The sequence below is a fragment of the Thermus albus genome (assembly GCF_022760855.1).
Taxonomy (GTDB): domain Bacteria; phylum Deinococcota; class Deinococci; order Deinococcales; family Thermaceae; genus Thermus; species Thermus albus.
This window is the reverse complement of the sequence record NZ_JAKTNR010000018.1, coordinates 1-17,906: the sequence shown is the minus strand read 5'-3', so window position 1 is coordinate 17,906 and position 17,906 is coordinate 1. Positions and strand designations below refer to the sequence as shown.

Annotated in this window: 18 protein-coding genes and 1 pseudogene; 7 read left to right on the top strand and 12 right to left on the bottom strand. The window is 62.6% G+C overall.

Annotated elements, in window-relative coordinates; all coding sequences use genetic code 11:
- The 3 genes and pseudogenes from L0D18_RS11980 to L0D18_RS11640 form a co-directional block, all read left to right on the top strand.
- Nucleotides 1–143: pseudogene (locus tag L0D18_RS11980) on the top strand (heat shock protein transcriptional repressor HspR, fused homodimer type); the annotation flags it as partial.
- Nucleotides 140–1,453, top strand: coding sequence for a dipeptidase (locus L0D18_RS11645; RefSeq protein WP_243029233.1), 1,314 nt, complete (start codon nucleotides 140–142; stop codon nucleotides 1,451–1,453). The pseudogene L0D18_RS11980 and the gene L0D18_RS11645, both read left to right, overlap by 4 nt.
- A gap of 5 nt (nucleotides 1,454–1,458) precedes the next feature.
- Nucleotides 1,459–2,388, top strand: coding sequence for an arsenic resistance protein (locus L0D18_RS11640; protein ID WP_243029232.1), 930 nt, complete (start codon nucleotides 1,459–1,461; stop codon nucleotides 2,386–2,388).
- Here the strand turns inward: L0D18_RS11640 and L0D18_RS11635 are convergent.
- Together L0D18_RS11635 and L0D18_RS11630 are read right to left on the bottom strand one after the other, a co-directional pair.
- Nucleotides 2,341–3,135 carry a 2-phosphosulfolactate phosphatase gene (locus L0D18_RS11635; protein ID WP_243029231.1) on the bottom strand — a complete coding sequence of 265 codons (795 nt, stop codon included), beginning with the start codon at nucleotides 3,133–3,135 and terminating at the stop codon, nucleotides 2,341–2,343. The genes L0D18_RS11640 and L0D18_RS11635 overlap by 48 nt on opposite strands.
- 24 nt (nucleotides 3,136–3,159) lie before the next feature.
- Nucleotides 3,160–3,810, bottom strand: coding sequence for a Crp/Fnr family transcriptional regulator (locus L0D18_RS11630; RefSeq protein ID WP_243029230.1), 651 nt, complete (start codon nucleotides 3,808–3,810; stop codon nucleotides 3,160–3,162).
- Nucleotides 3,811–3,858: 48 nt separating this feature from the next.
- On the opposite strand from L0D18_RS11630, the gene L0D18_RS11625 reads away from it, so the two are divergent.
- From L0D18_RS11625 to L0D18_RS11610, 4 genes are all read left to right on the top strand, one after another.
- On the top strand, nucleotides 3,859–4,488 hold the full coding sequence (locus L0D18_RS11625; RefSeq protein ID WP_243029229.1) for an ABC transporter ATP-binding protein: 630 nt from the start codon (nucleotides 3,859–3,861) through the stop codon (nucleotides 4,486–4,488).
- An 11-nt stretch (nucleotides 4,489–4,499) separates the two neighbouring features.
- The gene (locus tag L0D18_RS11620) at nucleotides 4,500–5,207 is read left to right on the top strand and encodes a phosphorylase family protein (RefSeq protein ID WP_243029228.1); all 708 of its coding nucleotides are present in this window, start codon (nucleotides 4,500–4,502) and stop codon (nucleotides 5,205–5,207) included.
- Between the two features lies 1 nt (nucleotide 5,208).
- Nucleotides 5,209–6,030, top strand: a complete 822-nt coding sequence (locus L0D18_RS11615; RefSeq protein WP_243029227.1) for an enoyl-CoA hydratase/isomerase family protein — start codon at nucleotides 5,209–5,211, stop codon at nucleotides 6,028–6,030.
- A gap of 123 nt (nucleotides 6,031–6,153) precedes the next feature.
- Complete coding sequence (locus tag L0D18_RS11610) at nucleotides 6,154–7,029, top strand: HD domain-containing protein (RefSeq protein ID WP_243029225.1); 876 nt, start codon at nucleotides 6,154–6,156, stop codon at nucleotides 7,027–7,029.
- A 17-nt stretch (nucleotides 7,030–7,046) separates the two neighbouring features.
- Here the strand turns inward: L0D18_RS11610 and L0D18_RS11605 are convergent, their stop codons facing one another.
- The 10 genes from L0D18_RS11605 to L0D18_RS11565 form a co-directional block, all read right to left on the bottom strand.
- The gene (locus tag L0D18_RS11605) at nucleotides 7,047–7,484 is read right to left on the bottom strand and encodes a DUF2267 domain-containing protein (RefSeq protein WP_243029224.1); all 438 of its coding nucleotides are present in this window, start codon (nucleotides 7,482–7,484) and stop codon (nucleotides 7,047–7,049) included.
- A 129-nt stretch (nucleotides 7,485–7,613) separates the two neighbouring features.
- Nucleotides 7,614–9,266, bottom strand: coding sequence for a long-chain-fatty-acid--CoA ligase (locus tag L0D18_RS11600; protein ID WP_243029222.1), 1,653 nt, complete (start codon nucleotides 9,264–9,266; stop codon nucleotides 7,614–7,616).
- Between the two features lie 57 nt (nucleotides 9,267–9,323).
- Nucleotides 9,324–10,277, bottom strand: coding sequence for an MBL fold metallo-hydrolase (locus L0D18_RS11595; protein ID WP_243029221.1), 954 nt, complete (start codon nucleotides 10,275–10,277; stop codon nucleotides 9,324–9,326).
- Nucleotides 10,274–11,170, bottom strand: a complete 897-nt coding sequence (locus L0D18_RS11590; protein ID WP_243029220.1) for a phosphohexomutase domain-containing protein — start codon at nucleotides 11,168–11,170, stop codon at nucleotides 10,274–10,276. Before L0D18_RS11590 ends, L0D18_RS11595 begins: the two co-directional genes overlap by 4 nt.
- A gap of 60 nt (nucleotides 11,171–11,230) precedes the next feature.
- Complete coding sequence (locus L0D18_RS11585; protein ID WP_243029219.1) at nucleotides 11,231–12,148, bottom strand: IS110 family RNA-guided transposase; 918 nt, start codon at nucleotides 12,146–12,148, stop codon at nucleotides 11,231–11,233.
- A 284-nt stretch (nucleotides 12,149–12,432) separates the two neighbouring features.
- Entirely contained in the window at nucleotides 12,433–13,365 is a 933-nt protein-coding gene (locus L0D18_RS11580) for a zonular occludens toxin domain-containing protein (RefSeq protein WP_243029218.1), read from the bottom strand.
- Entirely contained in the window at nucleotides 13,365–13,802 is a 438-nt protein-coding gene (locus tag L0D18_RS11575) for a hypothetical protein (protein WP_243029217.1), read from the bottom strand. The genes L0D18_RS11580 and L0D18_RS11575 overlap by 1 nt, the downstream gene beginning before the upstream one ends.
- Nucleotides 13,803–14,055: 253 nt before the next feature.
- Entirely contained in the window at nucleotides 14,056–15,231 is a 1,176-nt protein-coding gene (locus L0D18_RS12045; RefSeq protein ID WP_423247912.1) for a hypothetical protein, read from the bottom strand.
- 980 nt (nucleotides 15,232–16,211) lie between these two features.
- Nucleotides 16,212–16,511 carry a hypothetical protein gene (locus L0D18_RS11570; RefSeq protein ID WP_243029216.1) on the bottom strand — a complete coding sequence of 100 codons (300 nt, stop codon included), beginning with the start codon at nucleotides 16,509–16,511 and terminating at the stop codon, nucleotides 16,212–16,214.
- 1 nt (nucleotide 16,512) lies between these two features.
- Entirely contained in the window at nucleotides 16,513–17,892 is a 1,380-nt protein-coding gene (locus L0D18_RS11565) for a hypothetical protein (RefSeq protein ID WP_243029215.1), read from the bottom strand.
- Nucleotides 17,893–17,906 lie beyond the last annotated feature (14 nt).

Sequence of the window (17,906 nt, the reverse complement as noted above, 5' to 3'; positions counted from 1 at the left end):
TGGCGGGGGTGGAGGAGATCATGCGGCTTCGTTCGGAGCTGGAGGCCCTGCAGACCCGGTTTGAGGCCGAGGTGGCCCGGCTCAAGCTCCTCCTTCTGGAGGAGGGCAGGTCCTTCCCCGAAGAGGGTAGCATGGGGGCGTGAAGACGCTAGAGCCCCTTTTGGAGTTCTTGTCCATCCCCTCGGTATCCACCGACCCGGCCCGAAAGGAAGACCTTCGCAAGGCGGCCCTCTGGCTTGCAGAGAGGCTTAGGGAGCGGGGTTTCCACACCGAGCTCCATGAGACCCCCCTGCATCCCATCCTTTACGCCGAGCGCTTCCTGGACCCCAAGGCCCCCACGGTTCTGGTCTACGGCCACTACGACGTCCAGCCCCCGGATCCCCTGGAGCCGTGGGAAACCCCCCCCTTCGTCCCCACGGTGCGGGAAGGAAAGGTGTACGCCCGGGGGGCCTCCGACGATAAGGGGCAGCTTTGGGCCCATGTGGCGGCCCTCGAGGACCTGCCCGCCCGGGTGAACGTGAAGCTGTTGGTGGAAGGGGAGGAGGAGATCGGCAGCCCGAGCCTTCTTCCCTTCGTGCGGGAGCACCGGGAGAAGCTCAAAGCCGACGTGGTCCTTATCTCCGATGGGGCCATGTTCGCCCCCCTCACCCCCACCCTCACCTATGGCCTACGGGGCCTGGCCTACCTGGAGGTGCGCCTGAGGGGGGCCCGGCGGGACCTGCACTCCGGAAGTTTCGGCGGCGTGGCTCCCAACCCCATCCAAGCCATTGGGTGGATTCTATCTAAGTTAAAGGACGAAAAAACCGGGAGGATCCTGGTTCCCGGCCTTTACGACCGAGTTCGGCAGGTTTCGGAGGAGGAGAAAAGGCTCTGGCCCTCCTTGGACGAGGAGGCCTTGAAGAGGGAGCTTGGGGTGGAGGTGCTGCCTGGGGAGGAGGGCTTTAGCCCCTTGGAGAGGCTTTGGACCCGGCCCACCCTGGACCCGAATGGCATCTGGGGAGGGTACCAGGGGGAGGGTTCCAAGACGGTGATCCCCGCCGAGGCGGGCTTCAAGGTTTCCTTGCGCCTGGTGCCGGACCAGGACCCGGAGGAGGTGGGGGACTTGGTAGAGGCCTATTTGCGGGGGATCTGCCCGCCCGGTTACACCATGGAGATCCTCCGCCTCCACGGGGGCAAACCTGTTCTCACCGACCCCTTTAGCCCCCCCATGCGCCTCATGGCCCAGGCCCTGGAGGAGGTCTGGGGCAGGCCTCCGGTGTACACCCGGGAAGGCGGGAGCATCCCGGTGGTGGCGGAACTCCAAGAGGCTTTGGGAGCCCCCATCGTCCTCTTGGGCTTGGGGCTTCCCGACGACAACCTCCACGCTCCCAACGAGAAGTTTGACTTGGTGAACCTGGAGAAGGGCATCGCTACTCTAAGGCGCTTCTACGAGCTTTTGGTCCAAGGGGGCTAGGCGGGGTGGGGGGCCTCTTGGAGCGCTACCAGCTTCCCCTATACCTGGGGGCGGCTCTCCTGGGGGTGGCCTTGGGGTTGGCTTTCCCTGGGCTTGCCCCTTGGGGCGAGGTCCTGCTCTGGCCAGCGTTGGCCGTTTTGCTCTTCTTCACCTTTTTGCCGGTACCCTTTCGCGCCCTGCGCCAAGCTTTCCGCGACCGGGCCTTTCTCCTGGCGGGGTTGGTGGGGAACTTCCTCCTGGTGCCCTTGGGCGTATATGGCCTCCTCCACCTCCTGCCTCCGGAACCGGGGCTTCGCCTGGGGGTGGCCTTGGTCCTCCTGGTGCCCTGCACCGACTGGTTTTTAGCCTTTAGCTACCTAGGCCGGGGGGATATGGCCCGGGCCCTGGTCCTGACGCCCCTGAACCTCCTCCTGCAACTCGCCCTTCTGCCCCTTTACCTTCTACTGTTCTTCGGGGAGGCGCTATCGGCCTACCACCCGGACCCAGAGACCCTGGTGGGGGCGGGCCTGGTGGTCCTCCTGCCCCTTTTCCTGGCCTTCTGGGTACAGGGCCGCCCCTGGGGAAAGGCGCTAGTGTCCCGGACCACCTCCTGGCCCGTGCCCCTTCTGGCCCTGGTGGTCTTCCTGGTGGCCCTGGGGCATGCGGGCCTTTTGCCGGGGCTATGGGGGTATGTTCTCCCCTTGCTTGGGGTATTTGTCCTGTACCTGGTCTTGGCCTTGGGCTTGGCCCTTTCCCTGGCCCGGTCATTCCGCCTTCCCCCCAAGGCGGGCAGGACCCTGGCCTTCAGCCTGGGCACCCGGAACTCCTTTTTGGTGCTCCCCTTAAGCCTGGCCGTACCCGAGGCGGGCCTGGCTCCCCTGGTCATCGTGTTCCAGTCCCTGGTGGAGCTACTGGGGATGGTCCTTTTCCTGCGCCTGGTTCCCCGGCTGCTTTAGGGTTTCGGGGACCGCCCGCTTGGCCACCCCGAAGGGGGCCACCTTGAAGATGAGGGCCTCCCCCACCCGGCCCGTGAGGACGGGGACCACGGCGCTTTTGGCCACCTGGGCACAGAAGGGCACGTCGGCCTCGAGGCCCACTCCCTTAAGGGCCGAAGCGGCGGCGGAGAGGGTGAGGGCCTCCAGGGGGTCCTGGAAGTTGCGCTTCACCGCCAAGGCGATCCTGGCCCCATCCTCGGGTTCCACTTTCCCCAGAAGGCCTAGGTACTCCGCCAGGACCCCGGCGGTGTAGAGGTCGTCCAGGCCCACCCGCCCCTCCTTCCCGGCAGCCAGGATGGCCACCTCCTCCGTGGCCAGCTCCCGGGCCAGGCGGGCGGCCGCGTGGGCGTTAAAGAGGGAGGCCAGGAGCACGTGCTTGGCGGTCCTTGCGGCCACGTGGGCGGCCTTGGTGCCGTTGGTGGTGCTCATCACCACGGTCTTGCCTCCCACCGGGGCCTCGAGGGCCTCCCGGGGGGAGTTTCCCAGGTCAAACCCCGGGGGCTTTAACCCCCCCACCTCCCCCGCCAGGAGCACGTCCCGGTCCTTGAAGGTCCGGGCGGCCTCGAGGCTGGGCACCAAGTACAGGGCCTCCGCCCCTCCCTCCAGGAAGCAGACGGCGGTGGTGGTGGAGCGGATCACATCCACCACCAGGACCACATCGGGGTAGACCAACCCCTCCGTGGGGAGAACGTCCACCTTCAAGCGCATGGAAGGTCCTCCGACTCGGTTTCCTCAGACCAGGCCAAAGGCCACCTCCTCCAAAAGCCTGGGGTCCGCCACCTCCACTATCCCCGCGGAGAGCCGCAGGATGCCTTGGTCTTTTAGCTGGTGGAGGACCCGGGTGGTGGTCTCCCGGCTCACCCCGGCCAGGGCCGCCAGGTCCTGGTGACGGAGGGCCAGACGGGATTCATACCCTTGGCGAAGAAGCTTTAAGAGGGCGTAGGCCACGCGGCTTCTGGCCTCCTCAAAGGCCAGAAGGTCCAGCTCCAGGTTGAGTTCCCGCAGGCGGCGGGCGAGGATCTTGGCCAGGTTGTGGGCGAAGAGGGGAAGGCGGCGGATGAGCCCAAAGTAGGTCTCCCGGTAAAGGACCAGAAGAAGGGTGTCCTCCTCCGCTACGGCGCTGGCGCTTCGTTCCCCCCCGTCCAAAAGGCTCATCTCCCCGAAGACCTCCCCGGGCCCTAGGAACCCCAGGATCTTTTCCTGGCCTCCCAGATGGGTGCGGTAGAGGCGCACCCAACCCTCCTCCACCAGGTAAAGGGCCTGGCCCAGGTCCCCCTGGTGGAAGATGGGTTTACCCTTGGGGTAGGCCAAGGGTTGGAAGTAGGAGCGGGCCAGATGGATTTCCTCCGGGCCCATATCCTGGAAAAGAGGGGATGCGGGCATCGGCCTTACTCTAACCGAGGCTTCATCTTTTGCCTAGAGGATTAGAAGGTGGACCCGGTCCTGGAGGCGGTAGGCCTGGGATTCTCCTACGGGAACGGCCACCTTTTCCGGGGGGTTTCCCTAAGATTAGGCCCCGGGGAGGCCCTGGCCGTCTTGGGCCCCTCGGGGAGCGGCAAAACCACCCTTCTCCACCTCCTGGCGGGGCTTTTACCCCTGCAGGAGGGGGAGGTGTACTGGGAGGGAACCCCCATCCGGGGCCTTCCCGAGGGGATGTTGGCCAGGAAACGGCTCCGTTTTATGGGCCTTGTATTTCAGCACCACTTCCTCTTCCCTGAGCTCACCGCCTTGGAGAACGTTCTGGCCCCCGGCTACCTGGCAGGCCAGGTGGACCGGGGCCATGCCCTTTGGTTCCTTTCCCGGCTGGGCCTTAGGGAACGGGCGGATTTCCTTCCCCAAAGGCTTTCGGGTGGGGAGCGGCAGCGGGTGGCGGTGGCCCGGGCCCTTTACCTTAGGCCCAGGCTCCTTTTGGCGGACGAGCCCACCGCTAGCCTGGACCGCACCCAGGCCAAAGAGGTGCTCAGGCTCTTGGAGGAGCTGGCCCAGGAGGTGGGGGCGGCCCTCCTTCTTTCCACCCATGACGAGGCCTTGGTGGAAGGCCTGCCCACCTTGCGCCTTTAAAATGGGGCGGTATGAGCCCCATCCACGTGCGGGGAGCCAAAGGAGATGTGGCCGAAAAGGTGCTTCTGCCTGGGGACCCGGGCCGGGCGGAGTGGATCGCCAAGACGTTTCTAGAGGAATCCCGGCTTTACACCTCGCACCGCGGCCTTTTGGGCTTCACTGGGCGGTACCGGGGGGTGCCGGTTTCCGTGCAGACCACGGGCATGGGGGCCCCTTCCGCCAGCATTGTGGCCGAGGAGTTGGTGAGCCTGGGGGCCAGGGTGCTGCTTAGGGTGGGCACCTGTGGGGCGGTGGACGAGGGCCTGGCCCCCGGGGACCTGGTGATCGCCCAGGGGGCCATACCCTTGGACGGGGCCACCCGGCAGTACCTGGAGGGCCGCCCCTACGCTCCCGTGCCCGATGCCGATCTCTTCCGCGCCCTCTGGAACCAGGCGGAGCAAAGGCGTTACCCCCACCATGTGGGGCTGGTGGCCACCGAGGATGCCTTCTACGCCACCACCCCGGAGGGCGCCAGGGCCTGGGCCCGGTACGGGGTTCTGGCCTTTGAGATGGAGGCCAGCGCCCTTTTCCTTCTGGGTAAGATGCGGGGTGTGCGAACCGGGGCCATCCTAGCGGTCTCCAACCGCATTGGCGATCCCGAGCTGGCGCCTCCTGAGGTGCTGCAGGAAAGCCTAAGGCGTATGGTGGAGGTGGCCCTCGAGGCCCTTTTGGAGGTGTAGCATGGCCCACGAGCACGAAGGCGAGCACGAGTTCATCCTGGAGATCCCCGAGTTTGCCCACCTTTCCTACGAGGTGGAGGAGGGCATCGCCCTGGTTACCCTAAAGCGGCCCGAGGCCCTAAACGCCCTTTCCCAGGACCTCTTGCGGGAGTTGGCCGAGGTGGCCGAGGTCATCCATCAGGACCCCGAGGTCCGGGTCGCCATCTTCACCGGGGAGGGCAAGGCCTTTGCCGCCGGGGCCGACCTTAAGGAGATCGCCGCCCTAAAAGACCCCTTCACGGCCCGGGAGTACGCCCTTTTGGGGCAACAGGTCTTCGCGGAGATCGCCGCCTTGCCCCTTCCCACCATCGCCGCCATCCACGGGTATGCCCTAGGGGGAGGGTTGGAACTGGCCTTGGCCTGCGACCTGAGGGTGGCCTCCAAGGAGGCCAAGCTGGGCCTGCCCGAGGTGGGGCTTGGCCTCATCCCGGGCTTTGGCGGCACCCAGAGGCTTCCCCGGCTCATCGGCCGGGGCCGGGCCTTGGACCTCATCTTCACCGGGCGGCATGTGTCCGCGGAGGAGGCCCTAAGCCTGGGTCTGGTGAACCGGGTGGGGGAGAATGCTTTGGAGGAAGCCAAGAAGCTGGCCCAGAAGATCATGAAAAACGCCCCCATCGCCCTGGCCCTGGCCAAGGAAAGCGTGGTGCGGGGGGAGGGGTTGGACCTGGCGGAGGCCCTAGAGATCGAGGCTGACCTCTTCGGCTACGCTTCCGCTACCGAGGATATGAAGGAGGGGGTGCGAGCCTTTTTGGAAAAGCGAGCCCCTAACTTCAAAGGCGAATAGAGGCCCTGCCCAGGCCCTTCCCTTGGAGGAGTGGCTTTGGATTGCCCTCCCGTTCCGCCTGGGTGGGTTTGGGTGTTGTGTGGGTAGGTCCTTGACGGATGTAGAGTTAGGGTAGAGTTGCCTATGGCGGAAGAGCGCATCGTCCACGTGGCCAGCCCCAAGGCCAAGCTGTACGCCGAGGCCGACCAGGCCATCCGCGACCGCCTGAAGGCCTTTCCCAAGGCCCTTAGGGCCTACGAGCTTCTCATTCAGGATCCGGAGGCCCGGGCCGGCTGGAACATGGCCAACTACATCACCATGCGCAAGCTGGGCTATAACGACCACGGCCGGGTCCATGCCCTCCTCACGGGGGCGGCCAGCGTGGCCATCCTTTCCTTGTTGGCCGAGGCCGGGGTGCGCCTGGACACGGTGGAGTCGGGGGCGGGGGAGCTGGAGGATGCCTATGTGGTGGTCCTCCTTTCCACCATGCTCCACGACCTGGGCAACCAGGTGCACCGGGACCACCACGAGGCCTTTGGCGTGTGCCTGGCCGCACCCATCCTGAACCGCATCCTGGAGAAGATCTACCCCGACCCCGAGCAGCGCACGGCCCTTAGGGCCCTAATCCTTCACGGGATTTACAGCCACGACCTCTCCCCGGAACCCCTCACCCTAGAGGCCGGAATCACCGCCGTGGCCGACGGCACCGACATCACCAAAGGCCGGGGGCGTAAGGCCTTCGCCCTGGGGAGCATTGATATCCATTCCATAAGCGCCTTGGCGGTGGACGAGGTGCGCATCCTGAAAGGGGAAAAGGTTCCCGTGGAGATCCAGGTGACCATGAACAACTCCGCAGGCATCTTCCAGGTGGAGGAAACCCTCACCAAGAAGGTGCTCCGTAGCCCTTTAAGGCCCTACGTGAGCGTGGTGGCCATGACCGAGGGAGATGGGGACAAGGACCAGCGCATCGTCCACCGGGTGCGGCTTCACGAGAGCGAGGACCGCTTCGTGCTGGACTGAGGCAGCCCTCGCCCGGATCAGGCCTGGGGCCAAAGCTCGCGGATCTCCTTGGGGAGTAGGTTCAGCACGTCCCGGATCTCCCCTTGGGAGACCTTTTGGGAAAGCACCCTGAACACCGCCCGGGCGGCGGCCTCGGGGTCCAAGGCAGGTCCCGAAGGGGTCCTGAGCTCCCGGACCACGTGGGCTAGGAAGGCTTCCTTGTGCCGCTCCTTAAGGGGTTTGCCCGTGGGGTCCCAGCCCTCGTAGAAGAGGCCGCGGATGAGCATGGGAAGTTCGGCAGCCAGCTGGGCGGTTTCCTCCACGGTGAGGCGATCCCGTAGGGCGTGGAGCACGGCCCTTAAGGCCATGTAGGCCCGATGGCGGTCCTCTATGCCCAGGTTTTCCATGATCTCCTTCAACCAGGAATGGGTCTTATGAATCGTGGTATCAAAGACCTCGAGGCCGGTGGCGCTCATACCCTATCCCTCCTTTCCTTCTGGATCATCATACATCTTGAGTATGGACGTGTAAAGGGTCCGGACCTCCCCCGATCCCGGCAAGGAGGGCGGGCATCCTCAGGGCCCCTGGGGTTTTCGGCCCTCGCCCTACTTGGGCTGCTGCCTTGTCACTCCTTTGCTCAGTTCCCGCTTTAGGATCTTCCCCACGCTGGTCTTGGGGAGGCTATCGCGGAACTGGATGATGCGGGGGACCTTGTAGGCGGCCAGGTTTTCCCGGCAGAAGGCTTCGAGGTCCTTTTCCGTTACCTTGCCCCGGTACTCCTCCTTGAGGACGAGGAAGGCGGCCACGGTTTCCCCGCGGTAAGGGTCGGGTACGCCCACCACGGCGGCTTCCTGGACGGCGGGGTGGGTGTAGAGGACCTCTTCCACCTCCCGGGGGTAGATGTTGTAACCTCCGGCGATGATCATGTCCTTTTTGCGGTCCACGATGTAGAAGTAGCCGTCCTGGTCCATTTTGGCCAGGTCGCCGGTGAAAAGCCAGCCGTCCTTGAGGGCCTTTTGGGTTTCCTCGGGGCGGTTCCAGTAGCCTTTCATGATGTTGGGGCCCTTGACGATAAGTTCGCCCACCTCCCCCAGGGGGAGTTCGTGCCCTTCCTCGTCCACCACCTTGGCCTCCACCCCGGGGAAGGGTAGGCCCACGCTACCCAGTTTCCGTGGGCCGTGGAGGGGGTTGCAGTGGGTTACCGGGCTGGCCTCGGTGAGGCCGTAGCCTTCCACCAGCTTGGCCCCGGTGAGCCTTTCAAAGCGCTCGGCCACCTCCACCGGCAGGGGAGCCGAGCCCGAGATGCAGGCCCGCACGCTTTTCAGGTTCCGCCCTTCAATCCCCGGGAAGTTGTTGAAGGCCACGTAGAGGGTGGGCACGCCGGGAAAAAGGGTGACCCGGTGCTTCTCTATGGCCTCCACGATGGGCTTGATTTCAGGCCGAGGCAGAAGGACCAGCTTGGCTGCGCCCAAAAGGGCCAGGTTCATGGCCACGGTCATGCCGTAGACGTGGAAGAAGGGGATGGCGCCCAGCACCACCTCCTTTCCCTCCTGGAAATCGGGGATCCAGGAGCGGACCTGAAGGGCGTTGCTGGAGAGGTTTCGGTGGGTGAGCATGGCGCCCTTGGCCACCCCGGTGGTGCCCCCGGTGTACTGCAAGAGGGCGAGGTCGTCCAGGTCTAAGGGTACAGGCTGGGGCTGGCCCGGTTTAAGGAAGGCCCGCCAGGGGATGCCCTCCAGGTCCTTGGGAGCCTGACCCTTCCGCTTCAGGGCAAGGGGATAGAGGAGGTTCTTGGGGAAGGGCAGGTAGTCTTGGATACCTGTGCGCACCAGAATCTCCACCGGGGCCTCCGCCTTTACCTCCTGGTAACGGGGAAGGAGGAGGTCCAGGATCACCAGGGCCTTGGCCCCCGAGTCCAGGAGCTGGTGCCGTAGCTCCCGGGGGGTGTACATGGGGTTGGTGTTCACCGCCACCCCCCCGGCCAAAAGGGTGCCGTAGAAGGCGATGACGAACTGGGGGGAGTTGGGCAGCATGATGGCCACCCGGTCCCCAGGCTTCAGGCCCGCCTCCTGCAGGCCTTTGGCGAAGGCCTCCACCTCTTGCCAAAGGCCTCGGTAGCTAAGACTTCGCCCCAGAAACTCCAAGGCCACCTTCTGGGGGTAGCGGCGGGCGTTTTCCTTTAGGAGTTCGGTGAGCAGCCAGGGCCTGGGGGCCTCTTTGGGGACCCCGGGATCGTAGTGGGTGTACCAAGGATGCATGGCACCTCCTTGAACCGGGTCAAAGTTTACCCTCCAAGGACCCTGGGGGCAAGGGTCCTACGCCCGGAAGTACCGGTAGGGAGGTCCTTCGCGCCTCACGTGCCCCTCGAGGCGCAGGTACTCCAAGTGGGCCAGGGTTTCGGCGAAGGCGAAGCGCCGGCCAGGGGCGTCCAGCTCCTGGGGGAAGAGGTTGAGGGAAAGCTCCCAGGCGGTCTTGGGTGTGTCCAGGTGGGTGGCTAGGATCTCCAGGCGCTCCTGGTGGTGGGCCCTTAGTTCCTGGACCCGTTTCCTCACGTGGGGGATGGGGCCGAAATGCCCGGCGTAGGCCACCCGCACCGGGAGCTCCTCCAGGCGGTCTAGGGAGGCCAGGAAGTCCTTCAGGGGATTCTCCCGGGTGTAGGCCCATAGGCCCACGTTGGGGGAAACCCGCTCCAAAAGGGCATCCCCCGCCAGCAAGACCCCCTCTTCCTCCAGGAAGAAGGCCACGTGTCCGTCCGCGTGGCCGGGGGTCCAGACCACCCTAAGCCTCCTGCCGGCCACTTCCAGCAGGTCCCCATCCCTCAGGGACAGGGGGTTTTGCGGAGGATGGACCCGCTCCCGGGTCTTGGCCATGGTCTCCCGGATGCCCCAAAGGGCCTCCTCCGGGGTGCCGTGGTCCAGGAAAAGCCGCCAGCTTTGCTCCTCAAAGGCCTCGGGCTGGAGCCAAAAACGGTGGCCCCGCCCTAACTCCTCCTCGTGCAAATAGACCCGGGCCCCAAGCCCCTCAAAAAAGCCCGCCAGCCCGTAGTGGTCCGGGTGGTGGTGGGTGAGGAGGACGGTCTTGACATCGGGAAAACAAAGGCCCAGCTCCGCCAGGCTTAGCTCCAGGGTCCCCCGGGCGGTCTTGGTGCCCAAGGCGGTGTCCAGAAGGGCTACTTCCCCGTTGCCCTTGAAGAGGTAGAGGTTCACCGTCTTTAGGGGGTAGGGGATGGGCACGGGGATCTGGTAAAGCCCAGGGAGAAGCTCTTTCATAGGAGCTTCCCCAAGAGGAGCAAGGCGGCCAAGAGGGGATCGGGTTCCTCGAGGTGCCAGGGGAAGAGGTAGCCACCTTGGCCATCTCCCCGGACCTCTTTCCCTTCCAGGGCCTCCTCGAGGGCCTTCAGGACCTCCTCTGGAGGGAGAACCTCCCCCCCGGGAAGGACAGCAGCCAGGCGGTCCGCATCCCCATCCAGGGCCAAGCCCACCGCCGGGGGTTCCACGGCTCTCATGAGGGCGAGGAGGGTAGGGAGGTTTTCCGGCTTGGGGTCGGGGTCCACCCCGTAGAAGAGGGGGTGGGGGAGGGGGTGGAGCTCGCGAAGCTCCGCCTCGAGGCCCAAAAGCTTAAAGACCCCCGGCATAAGGCCACCCCCGGCACCCCCTAAGGTGTCCAGGTAGACCACACCCTTCTTCCCCTTGGCCCCCTGGCCGGCGCTCCCTGCCAGGTGCTCTAGGTAGGCCTTTTTCCGGTCCAGGAGCTGGAAGCTCCCCCGGGCCTCAAGGGCCTTTTCCGGGAGGGGGACCTCCTGGCCGGAGAGGGGTTTCCCCGGCCCGAGGCGGAGCTTCACCCCTTGGTAGCGGGCGGGCTTGCGGCTTGCGGTGAGGTAGAACCCAGCCGCCTCCATCTCCTTTAGGGCGAAGCCGAAAAGAGGCAAAGGGGAAGGGCCCTTTAGGAGATACGTCTCCAAGCCAAGGCCCGCCAGCACCCCTGCCGCTTCCTCCGCCATCTCCTTGGCCAGGAAACGGGTGTCGTGGGTCACCACCACCTGGTCTATCCCCTCCGCCCTGGCCCGCTCCCCAAACCCCGCGGCCAGCCTGGCCACCTGGGCGAAGGTGAAGCCCTTAGCGATCTCTCCCAAAAACCCATCCTGCGTGGGATAGAGCTCCATGCCTTAGACACTAACCCCCTTCCTGTCAAGTACTCCACCCATCCCATACCCCCCGCACCGCTAACCCGCACCAACACAAACGGCCCAGGCTGCACGCGCCAAGCGGTTTGCTAGGGCCACAAGTGCCACCTTCCTACCCTTACCCCGAGCCACTAGTGCATCCACAAAGGCCCTGTGGTCAGGTGAGGACCTATAGGCGCCCAGCGCGGCCATGTAAAACGCACCACGAAGACGTGAAGGCCCAACCCTAGAGATATGGGCTTTTTCCCGAGCCTCACCAGACTGGACCACACGCGGAGTCAAACCCGTGTACGCCGCATACGCACGGGCCGAATGAAAGCGCCTCAAGTCCCCAGAGTAGGCCATCACCTTTAGCGCAATCACAGGGCCAAAGCCTGGTAACGCCGTGAGGGAAGAAAACCACCCCGAAAGAAGACCGTCAGACGCTACGAGGTCCAAGGCCTCCCGTAGGACACGGTCACGCAAATCACTCACCGCCTTAGGCACATACCGCACCAACCTTGATAAGCCAGGAACCGCGTACTCCCATGCCTGCAACCGGTTCAGGACACCCACGTAATCGGACGTCAACCCGTCCCGCAATCGCACCAGGACACCCAGAACCGTTAAGACATCATCCGAAGGCTGATAGACCGTAAGGTCCTGGTATCTTTCTGACAAAAAGCGCGCAATCAAACGGGCGTCGGCTTTATCCGTTTTGGCACGACGTAGCAAGGACCGAGAATAGGCCTTCACCGCAGCAGGGTTGAGGACATACACGCGGAAGCCAGCACGAGCCAAGGCATAGGCCAAGGGGCGGTAATAGGTTCCCGTAGCCTCTAGGCCAACATGCGCCCCAGATGGAAGACGCCGAAGAACATCAGGAATACCCGCAGGGTTTGCCACCCGCAACACCTCCCCCGAGGGTCCAAGGGCGACATCCAACCACCTAGCTGCCACGTCTACACCCACGAACATAGGCAACAAGTAGGGGCGGGCACCCCTTCAGCACTCTTACAAACGACCACAATGGGCCAACACTAACCACGCTAGGGGTAATGGCCAGTCTAAGGCACGACCACAAAGGGCCAAAAGTCTACCCGACAACACGCCCGCCCCAAGCCAGTATAACCTAACGCCTCATACGATACACCCCACGGCGAGGGTCATACGGGCATTGACCATAAGCCACATAAGGGCAATGACGCTTATACTCCTTAACCTGCAAGGCCAACCGGTGAGGCATGCCACACTTGGGACACCTAGCCACGCCATGCGAACGCGGTCCAGTCTGTGCCCTCTTCCTCAGGTAATACGCGGCCAGCATCAGACTGAGGAGGGTCAGAAGGAGAAGGGTCATGCATAGTAGTTAACCACTTTTCCCTAAGCACGGCATGGGGAGGCCTACCAGAACGATAGGCCTCGGCCAACTCACGCATAGACAGAACGGGCAAACCATCACCGGACTCCCGACGCCCTTGAATACGCGAGGCATCCCACGAAAGGCCCATACGGTCGAGAATCGCCCGCCGTTTAGGGTCCATCTCCCTTTGAAGGCGCACAATAGGCGGCTCGAAGATAGCGTGCGTATCATAGCAGGACGCCGCTAACGGGTCCAGAATAACCACGCTATTGCGCTGCACCCCCTCAAAAAGGCCCTTAACCGCCTTCTGCATAGTCCCGAAAGACTCATCCATAATAGCGGTGTACCGGAGCACTGGACGACCACGAGCCCACGGACGGAGGAGAAGGCGGAGCCAAAAGGGAGCAGGACGAGCCCAATACACATTCGCCACTAACTCCCTCACGATGGCATCCACGGAGCCATAGCGTTGAGTAGCAAGGTAGACGTCCACACCGACCTTCCGGTGTTGGCTCCAAAAGGCTATAACCTCCGTGGGGATTAAACTAAACTCACGGGAGGGAAGCCACATGTGGGCCTCGTCAAAGAGCAACACGCCATCATGAACGTTTAGCAGGTCCGAGTAGTCCCGTATTTCACGGATTCGGTCAGCACGTTCCACAGCATCACGATGAGACAAGCGACGACGTAGGCGCAGCCAAAGGTAAACCCGTTCGGGGAGTAAGCCAAAGTTTGCGTAGACCATGCGACCAGAAGCCAGAGCCTCGAGGCCTTTAACCACCAAGGCGTAACTCTTGCCACTTCCCGGAATGCCCACAAAAGCTTCAATCATCAACGCCCTCCCCTGATGAAGGTAATAACACGCCAAATCGCCATTACGCCATAAAACGACCCCCACAACGACACGATAGTAATCGCATCAGAAATGGGCAGGATACGGTCAGCGATACCCGCAGCAGGAACGATGGCCGAAACACCCCGCAGCAACTCATTTGGAACGTCCGGTAGAAGGCTGACGAGTAACAGAACAAACTTGAGCACCAGCACCAGCAGCGAACCGACGAACTCAAAAACAAAACCCAGCGCCCAGCCCAAAACATCAATAAAGAGGTTCCACGCATGGACGAAAACCCAGTCCAGGACAGACCAGACCCAATGCGCGAAGCCGGTGACCGTCTGCCAGAGCCAGCCGAAGAAGCCTATAGCAGTTTGGGCCAGCCACCGGAGGAGATCCAGAAGGCCTTCTACTATTGCCGACACACCAGCCATGAGCCACCCCCCAAAAACAAACCCCTTCCGCCCCCCGTGAGCAGGGTGCCTGCCGCGGGGACCCCGCCGTCAAGGGTGCAGAGCATCCCCGGGCCGCCCCTGCATGTCCAAACCCCGTCCTTGAACACGGTAAACGTGCGTGATGGAGGGCGGCCCGGGGACTGACGCCCTTGACGGCACCCCGCGGCGAGGCAATAGGCAGTTAAGGGGGCGGAAGGGGAGAAATGGAAGGGGTTGTGACGGTTTTCCCACGTCATCGCTGGATGTCCAACCCCCTCCGCACGAGAGCAAGAGCAAATGCCACCCAGAGCAAACCCGCCCAGACTGGCCGGAAGGATTCAGCCACCGCAAATATGGGAGTGTTGCACGGGGCCACGGTCCCCTGTGCAGGACCCACGGAGAAGGTGAACGTACAGTTACCACCCTCCCGGCTAATGCTCATGCCCCTGATAACCGCAATGATGCCAAACGGGAACTTGCGTTCTGCCGTCTCCCTTATCTCCCGTACCCCATCCCTCCAACGCTGAAGCACCTTATCCTCAAAGGGCTGAATGAGCTTATCCACCTCAGGCAAAGCCTTGCGCTCCTCACTCCGCGTAGGCCACTCAACCGGCTTCAACCCGGGAGCAGGAGGAGCCCCCGGCCACTCCACCTTATCCGGATTCTCCTCAGGACGCGGAGCCGGGGGAACAGAAGGCCGGCTTTCCGGGTCATTCGGGTCCGTCCCCTCGCTAATCTCCTGCCAATCTGGGTAGCCGTCCCCGTCGGTATCCACCCAAGGCTGATTAGGGTTAGGGGCAGGTGCCACCCGCGGCCTACTAGAGGCATCCTTTGGATCCGTGCCTTCTTGTACCTCCTGCCAATCTGGGTAGCCGTCCCCGTCGGTATCTATCCACGGACGACGGCGAGGACCTGGGTTACTTGCAGGGTCATAGGGGTCAGTACCTACCTGCACCTCTTCCAGCGTTGGGTATCCATCCCCGTCCGGATCACCATTGGGGTCCGGGTGCTCGGTCGGGTCATTGATAACGTCCGGCCAGGGTACACCACGCCGATTAGCCTCTTGCCACTCCACGGAATCCGGATAGCCATCACCGTCAGTGTCTATGTCCGGACGCGTGAAGGGGTTATCGGTCCACTGGTTAGGGTTCGGCACCGGCTCAAGGCGCACCCCCGGCCAGGGCTGGGAAGGAGAAGACGGTTCGGTATCAGTTAGGTACTGGGTAACCGCCTGCTTTACCCCATTGGCCGCGTCAGGATGCTGCTGGAGCCACGTCACCAAATCGGGCTGCGCACCCGGCTCCACCAGCACATGACGTAACCAGCTCAAATCGGATACGAAGCGCGACCTATCACTTTCCGGCACCCCATTCTTATAGCTTTCACTAGCCGTACGCCACTCCCATGATGAATAAGGGGCACCAATCATTTGCTTAAAATGAGACTTCGCCCACGATTCCGCCATATCTACCGAACACGACGGAGGACTATCATACCATCCCGTCCCAGTAGACTCCGTACCCCCGACCTTACCACCAGGAAACCTATAGCCATAAACAGCCCACTGGTACCCATATAGACACCGATAATTACACTTCCCCGAACACGACATATCCACTTTAGCCCAGTAGCCCCCTATCCCAGCCACAACGGAAGGCACCCAATAATACCACTGGTCCAAGGGCGTTCCGGTTTCCCGCCGAAGGTAGTTATAAAAATAATCCAAGCCCGCAGCAATCAGGGCCGAACCCAACACGATAGAACCACCCCAGCGTACATAGCGCCCAATGGTGGCTTGCCGCCGGAACTGGCCATTGCTCCACTGAATAATCTCATCCAGGGTCATGCCCTGGACCGCACCCTTCACCGCATCCTTGTACTGAGCATTTGCCAGGGCGGTCCCCCCTAGCAGGACCACCCCTAGCAGGAGGAACCGCCCTAAGCTCATACCTAGCCCTTGAGGAACTTCTTGGCGTACCGCCAGGCCGCGGAAAGGCCGATAGTTAGAGCCAACACCCCGGCACCCGCAGCAGCGATAGCCGTAACGTAGGTCTGAACAGCGCTCGCGATCTGATCCGGCTGGAACTCCACCCTACTCACCCCCTTTCTGGACCATCACGGGGATTATTCCCCGATTGTCCCTAGAGCCGACGAAGAAGGTTACGGAGGAACGCAGCCACAACACCGGCAGCGACCCCCCACCAAAAGGCCCCGAACAGCTCCCGAACATCATAGCCCTCCATAGAGTTTTCCCAAGTAGCGATAGGCTGCTAGAAGGACATATGGGATGGTGGTAATGGCGAGAAACCACGTGAACCACTGGGAAGCATCCATCACCAGTCACCCCCCGATAGCAGCCCCGCAATCACACCTAACCCAAATGCAACCACCAAAAAGGCTTGCCATGCCTCAGGAGGCAGGAACATCCTTCTTCCCCGGCACCACAGGAGCCACCAACGTTGCTCCGGTGACTAACGGACGCACCTCATTAGGCCGACCGTACCCGGTAGAAATGGGAAGCTCCAAATCCAGCTTGTAAATGCCCGGAAACACCTTCATGGTGTCCGCCACTTCCGGCAAAACCTCGAACTCCGCCGCCACTAGTCCGCGCGTATTGGGATTGCGTGGAGTAGACGCCACCACAATCCGAGCCCCGTGAGTCCCATCCTTCCGCTGGAAAATGTTCACGCCCAAGACCAGAATCTGCATCCTACACCCCCTCAAAGCGCCACTTTTCCGGCATTACGCCAAAAACCGCCATCTTCCGTAGCCGTGCACGCCCGTAGGCAAGTGCCCCTTCCCTACCTAGCCACTCCCGTTCTTCCTTGTCCCTTCCTAACGCCCTAAAGGCTCCTATCCACCAACTCTTCAAGTCCACCCGGTCAATGCGCCCCACAGCCGCGAGAGCCGTCATAAAGGCCCCCAACGCTTGTTTTGCGAGGGCCACCGGATCCACACGCCTGAACACCCTATCCCGTACTAGTTCCCCTTTTCCCCTATCACCCCCTTCATTGAATGCCCCTTGGACCACTTGCCATAGAGGGTCCACAGGCACATCCCGCAAACGGTTATATGCGTCCACCCGCGCTTTATCCCGTAGCACCAACCATTCTCCTGTCAAGTACGCCCAGATTGCAGGAATAGCCCACCGGAACGTATCCCAATCACGAATATCGGACCCATCACCCACCACTACCATCTCCCGCAGCACGTCAGTAGTTAGCTGAAACTCCACACGGATAACGTGGCCAGTCAAAGGCCCGTGGCGTTCCTCATACATCATGAGGAGGTTACGCGTCTCATACTTAGAACGTGCCTCCACCGTCTTTGAATAAACGCGAGCCATCAAGGGACCACGCCCGAACGTAAAGCCCGACCAGTCCCGGCCTCGCAAAAAAGCCGCGGTAGTCTCTACCCCTTCTGCCAGAGAATCCGCAACCCGTAGTCGCGTAGCAGGGGGCGTGTTACTCATGAGCCCCCCTTCTGGGGTGGCCCCGGCCTCGCGGCCGGGGTCCACCCCGAAGGAGTACACCCCCCGCACCCTGGAGCGACTAGTAAACCGGTCTATATCCGTCACTTGAAGCGGATTAGCCTCCACGTCCACGAACAAATCCGCCCGGGACACCTGAACCCTATGCGGACGGGTGCCCGTGAGATTCTCCGCAGCATCCAACACCCACCGCACTACCTTTTCCGCGTCCCGGTCTGCATACCGCATGTAGGTACCGGTGAACTCTACCCGCATGGCAGGGAACTCCGCCCGCCGGGTAGTATCCTTCACAGCACTCAGGCGCACGAAAACAAGACCGCCAAAGGACAACTGCCACGCATAATGACGCGTAGGCTGCACTATAGCCGCCTCAAAGAGGTCCCCTTCTAGACCCCAAGGCAAATCAGGCACGGGATTAGGGAGAGGAAAATAGGCATCCACACCCCAGAGGATGGCCCCATTAGGGTCCCGCCTATATAGGTCCTTTAACTCATTTAGCGTAGCCTCAAAACCCTCAGGAAGCTGATACTTGCCCGCCGGCCAGTAGAGATTGACCACGAGGGTATCTAGGCCATAGCCGAGGACCCTAGGAGGATTCATGCTTTACTTGTAAG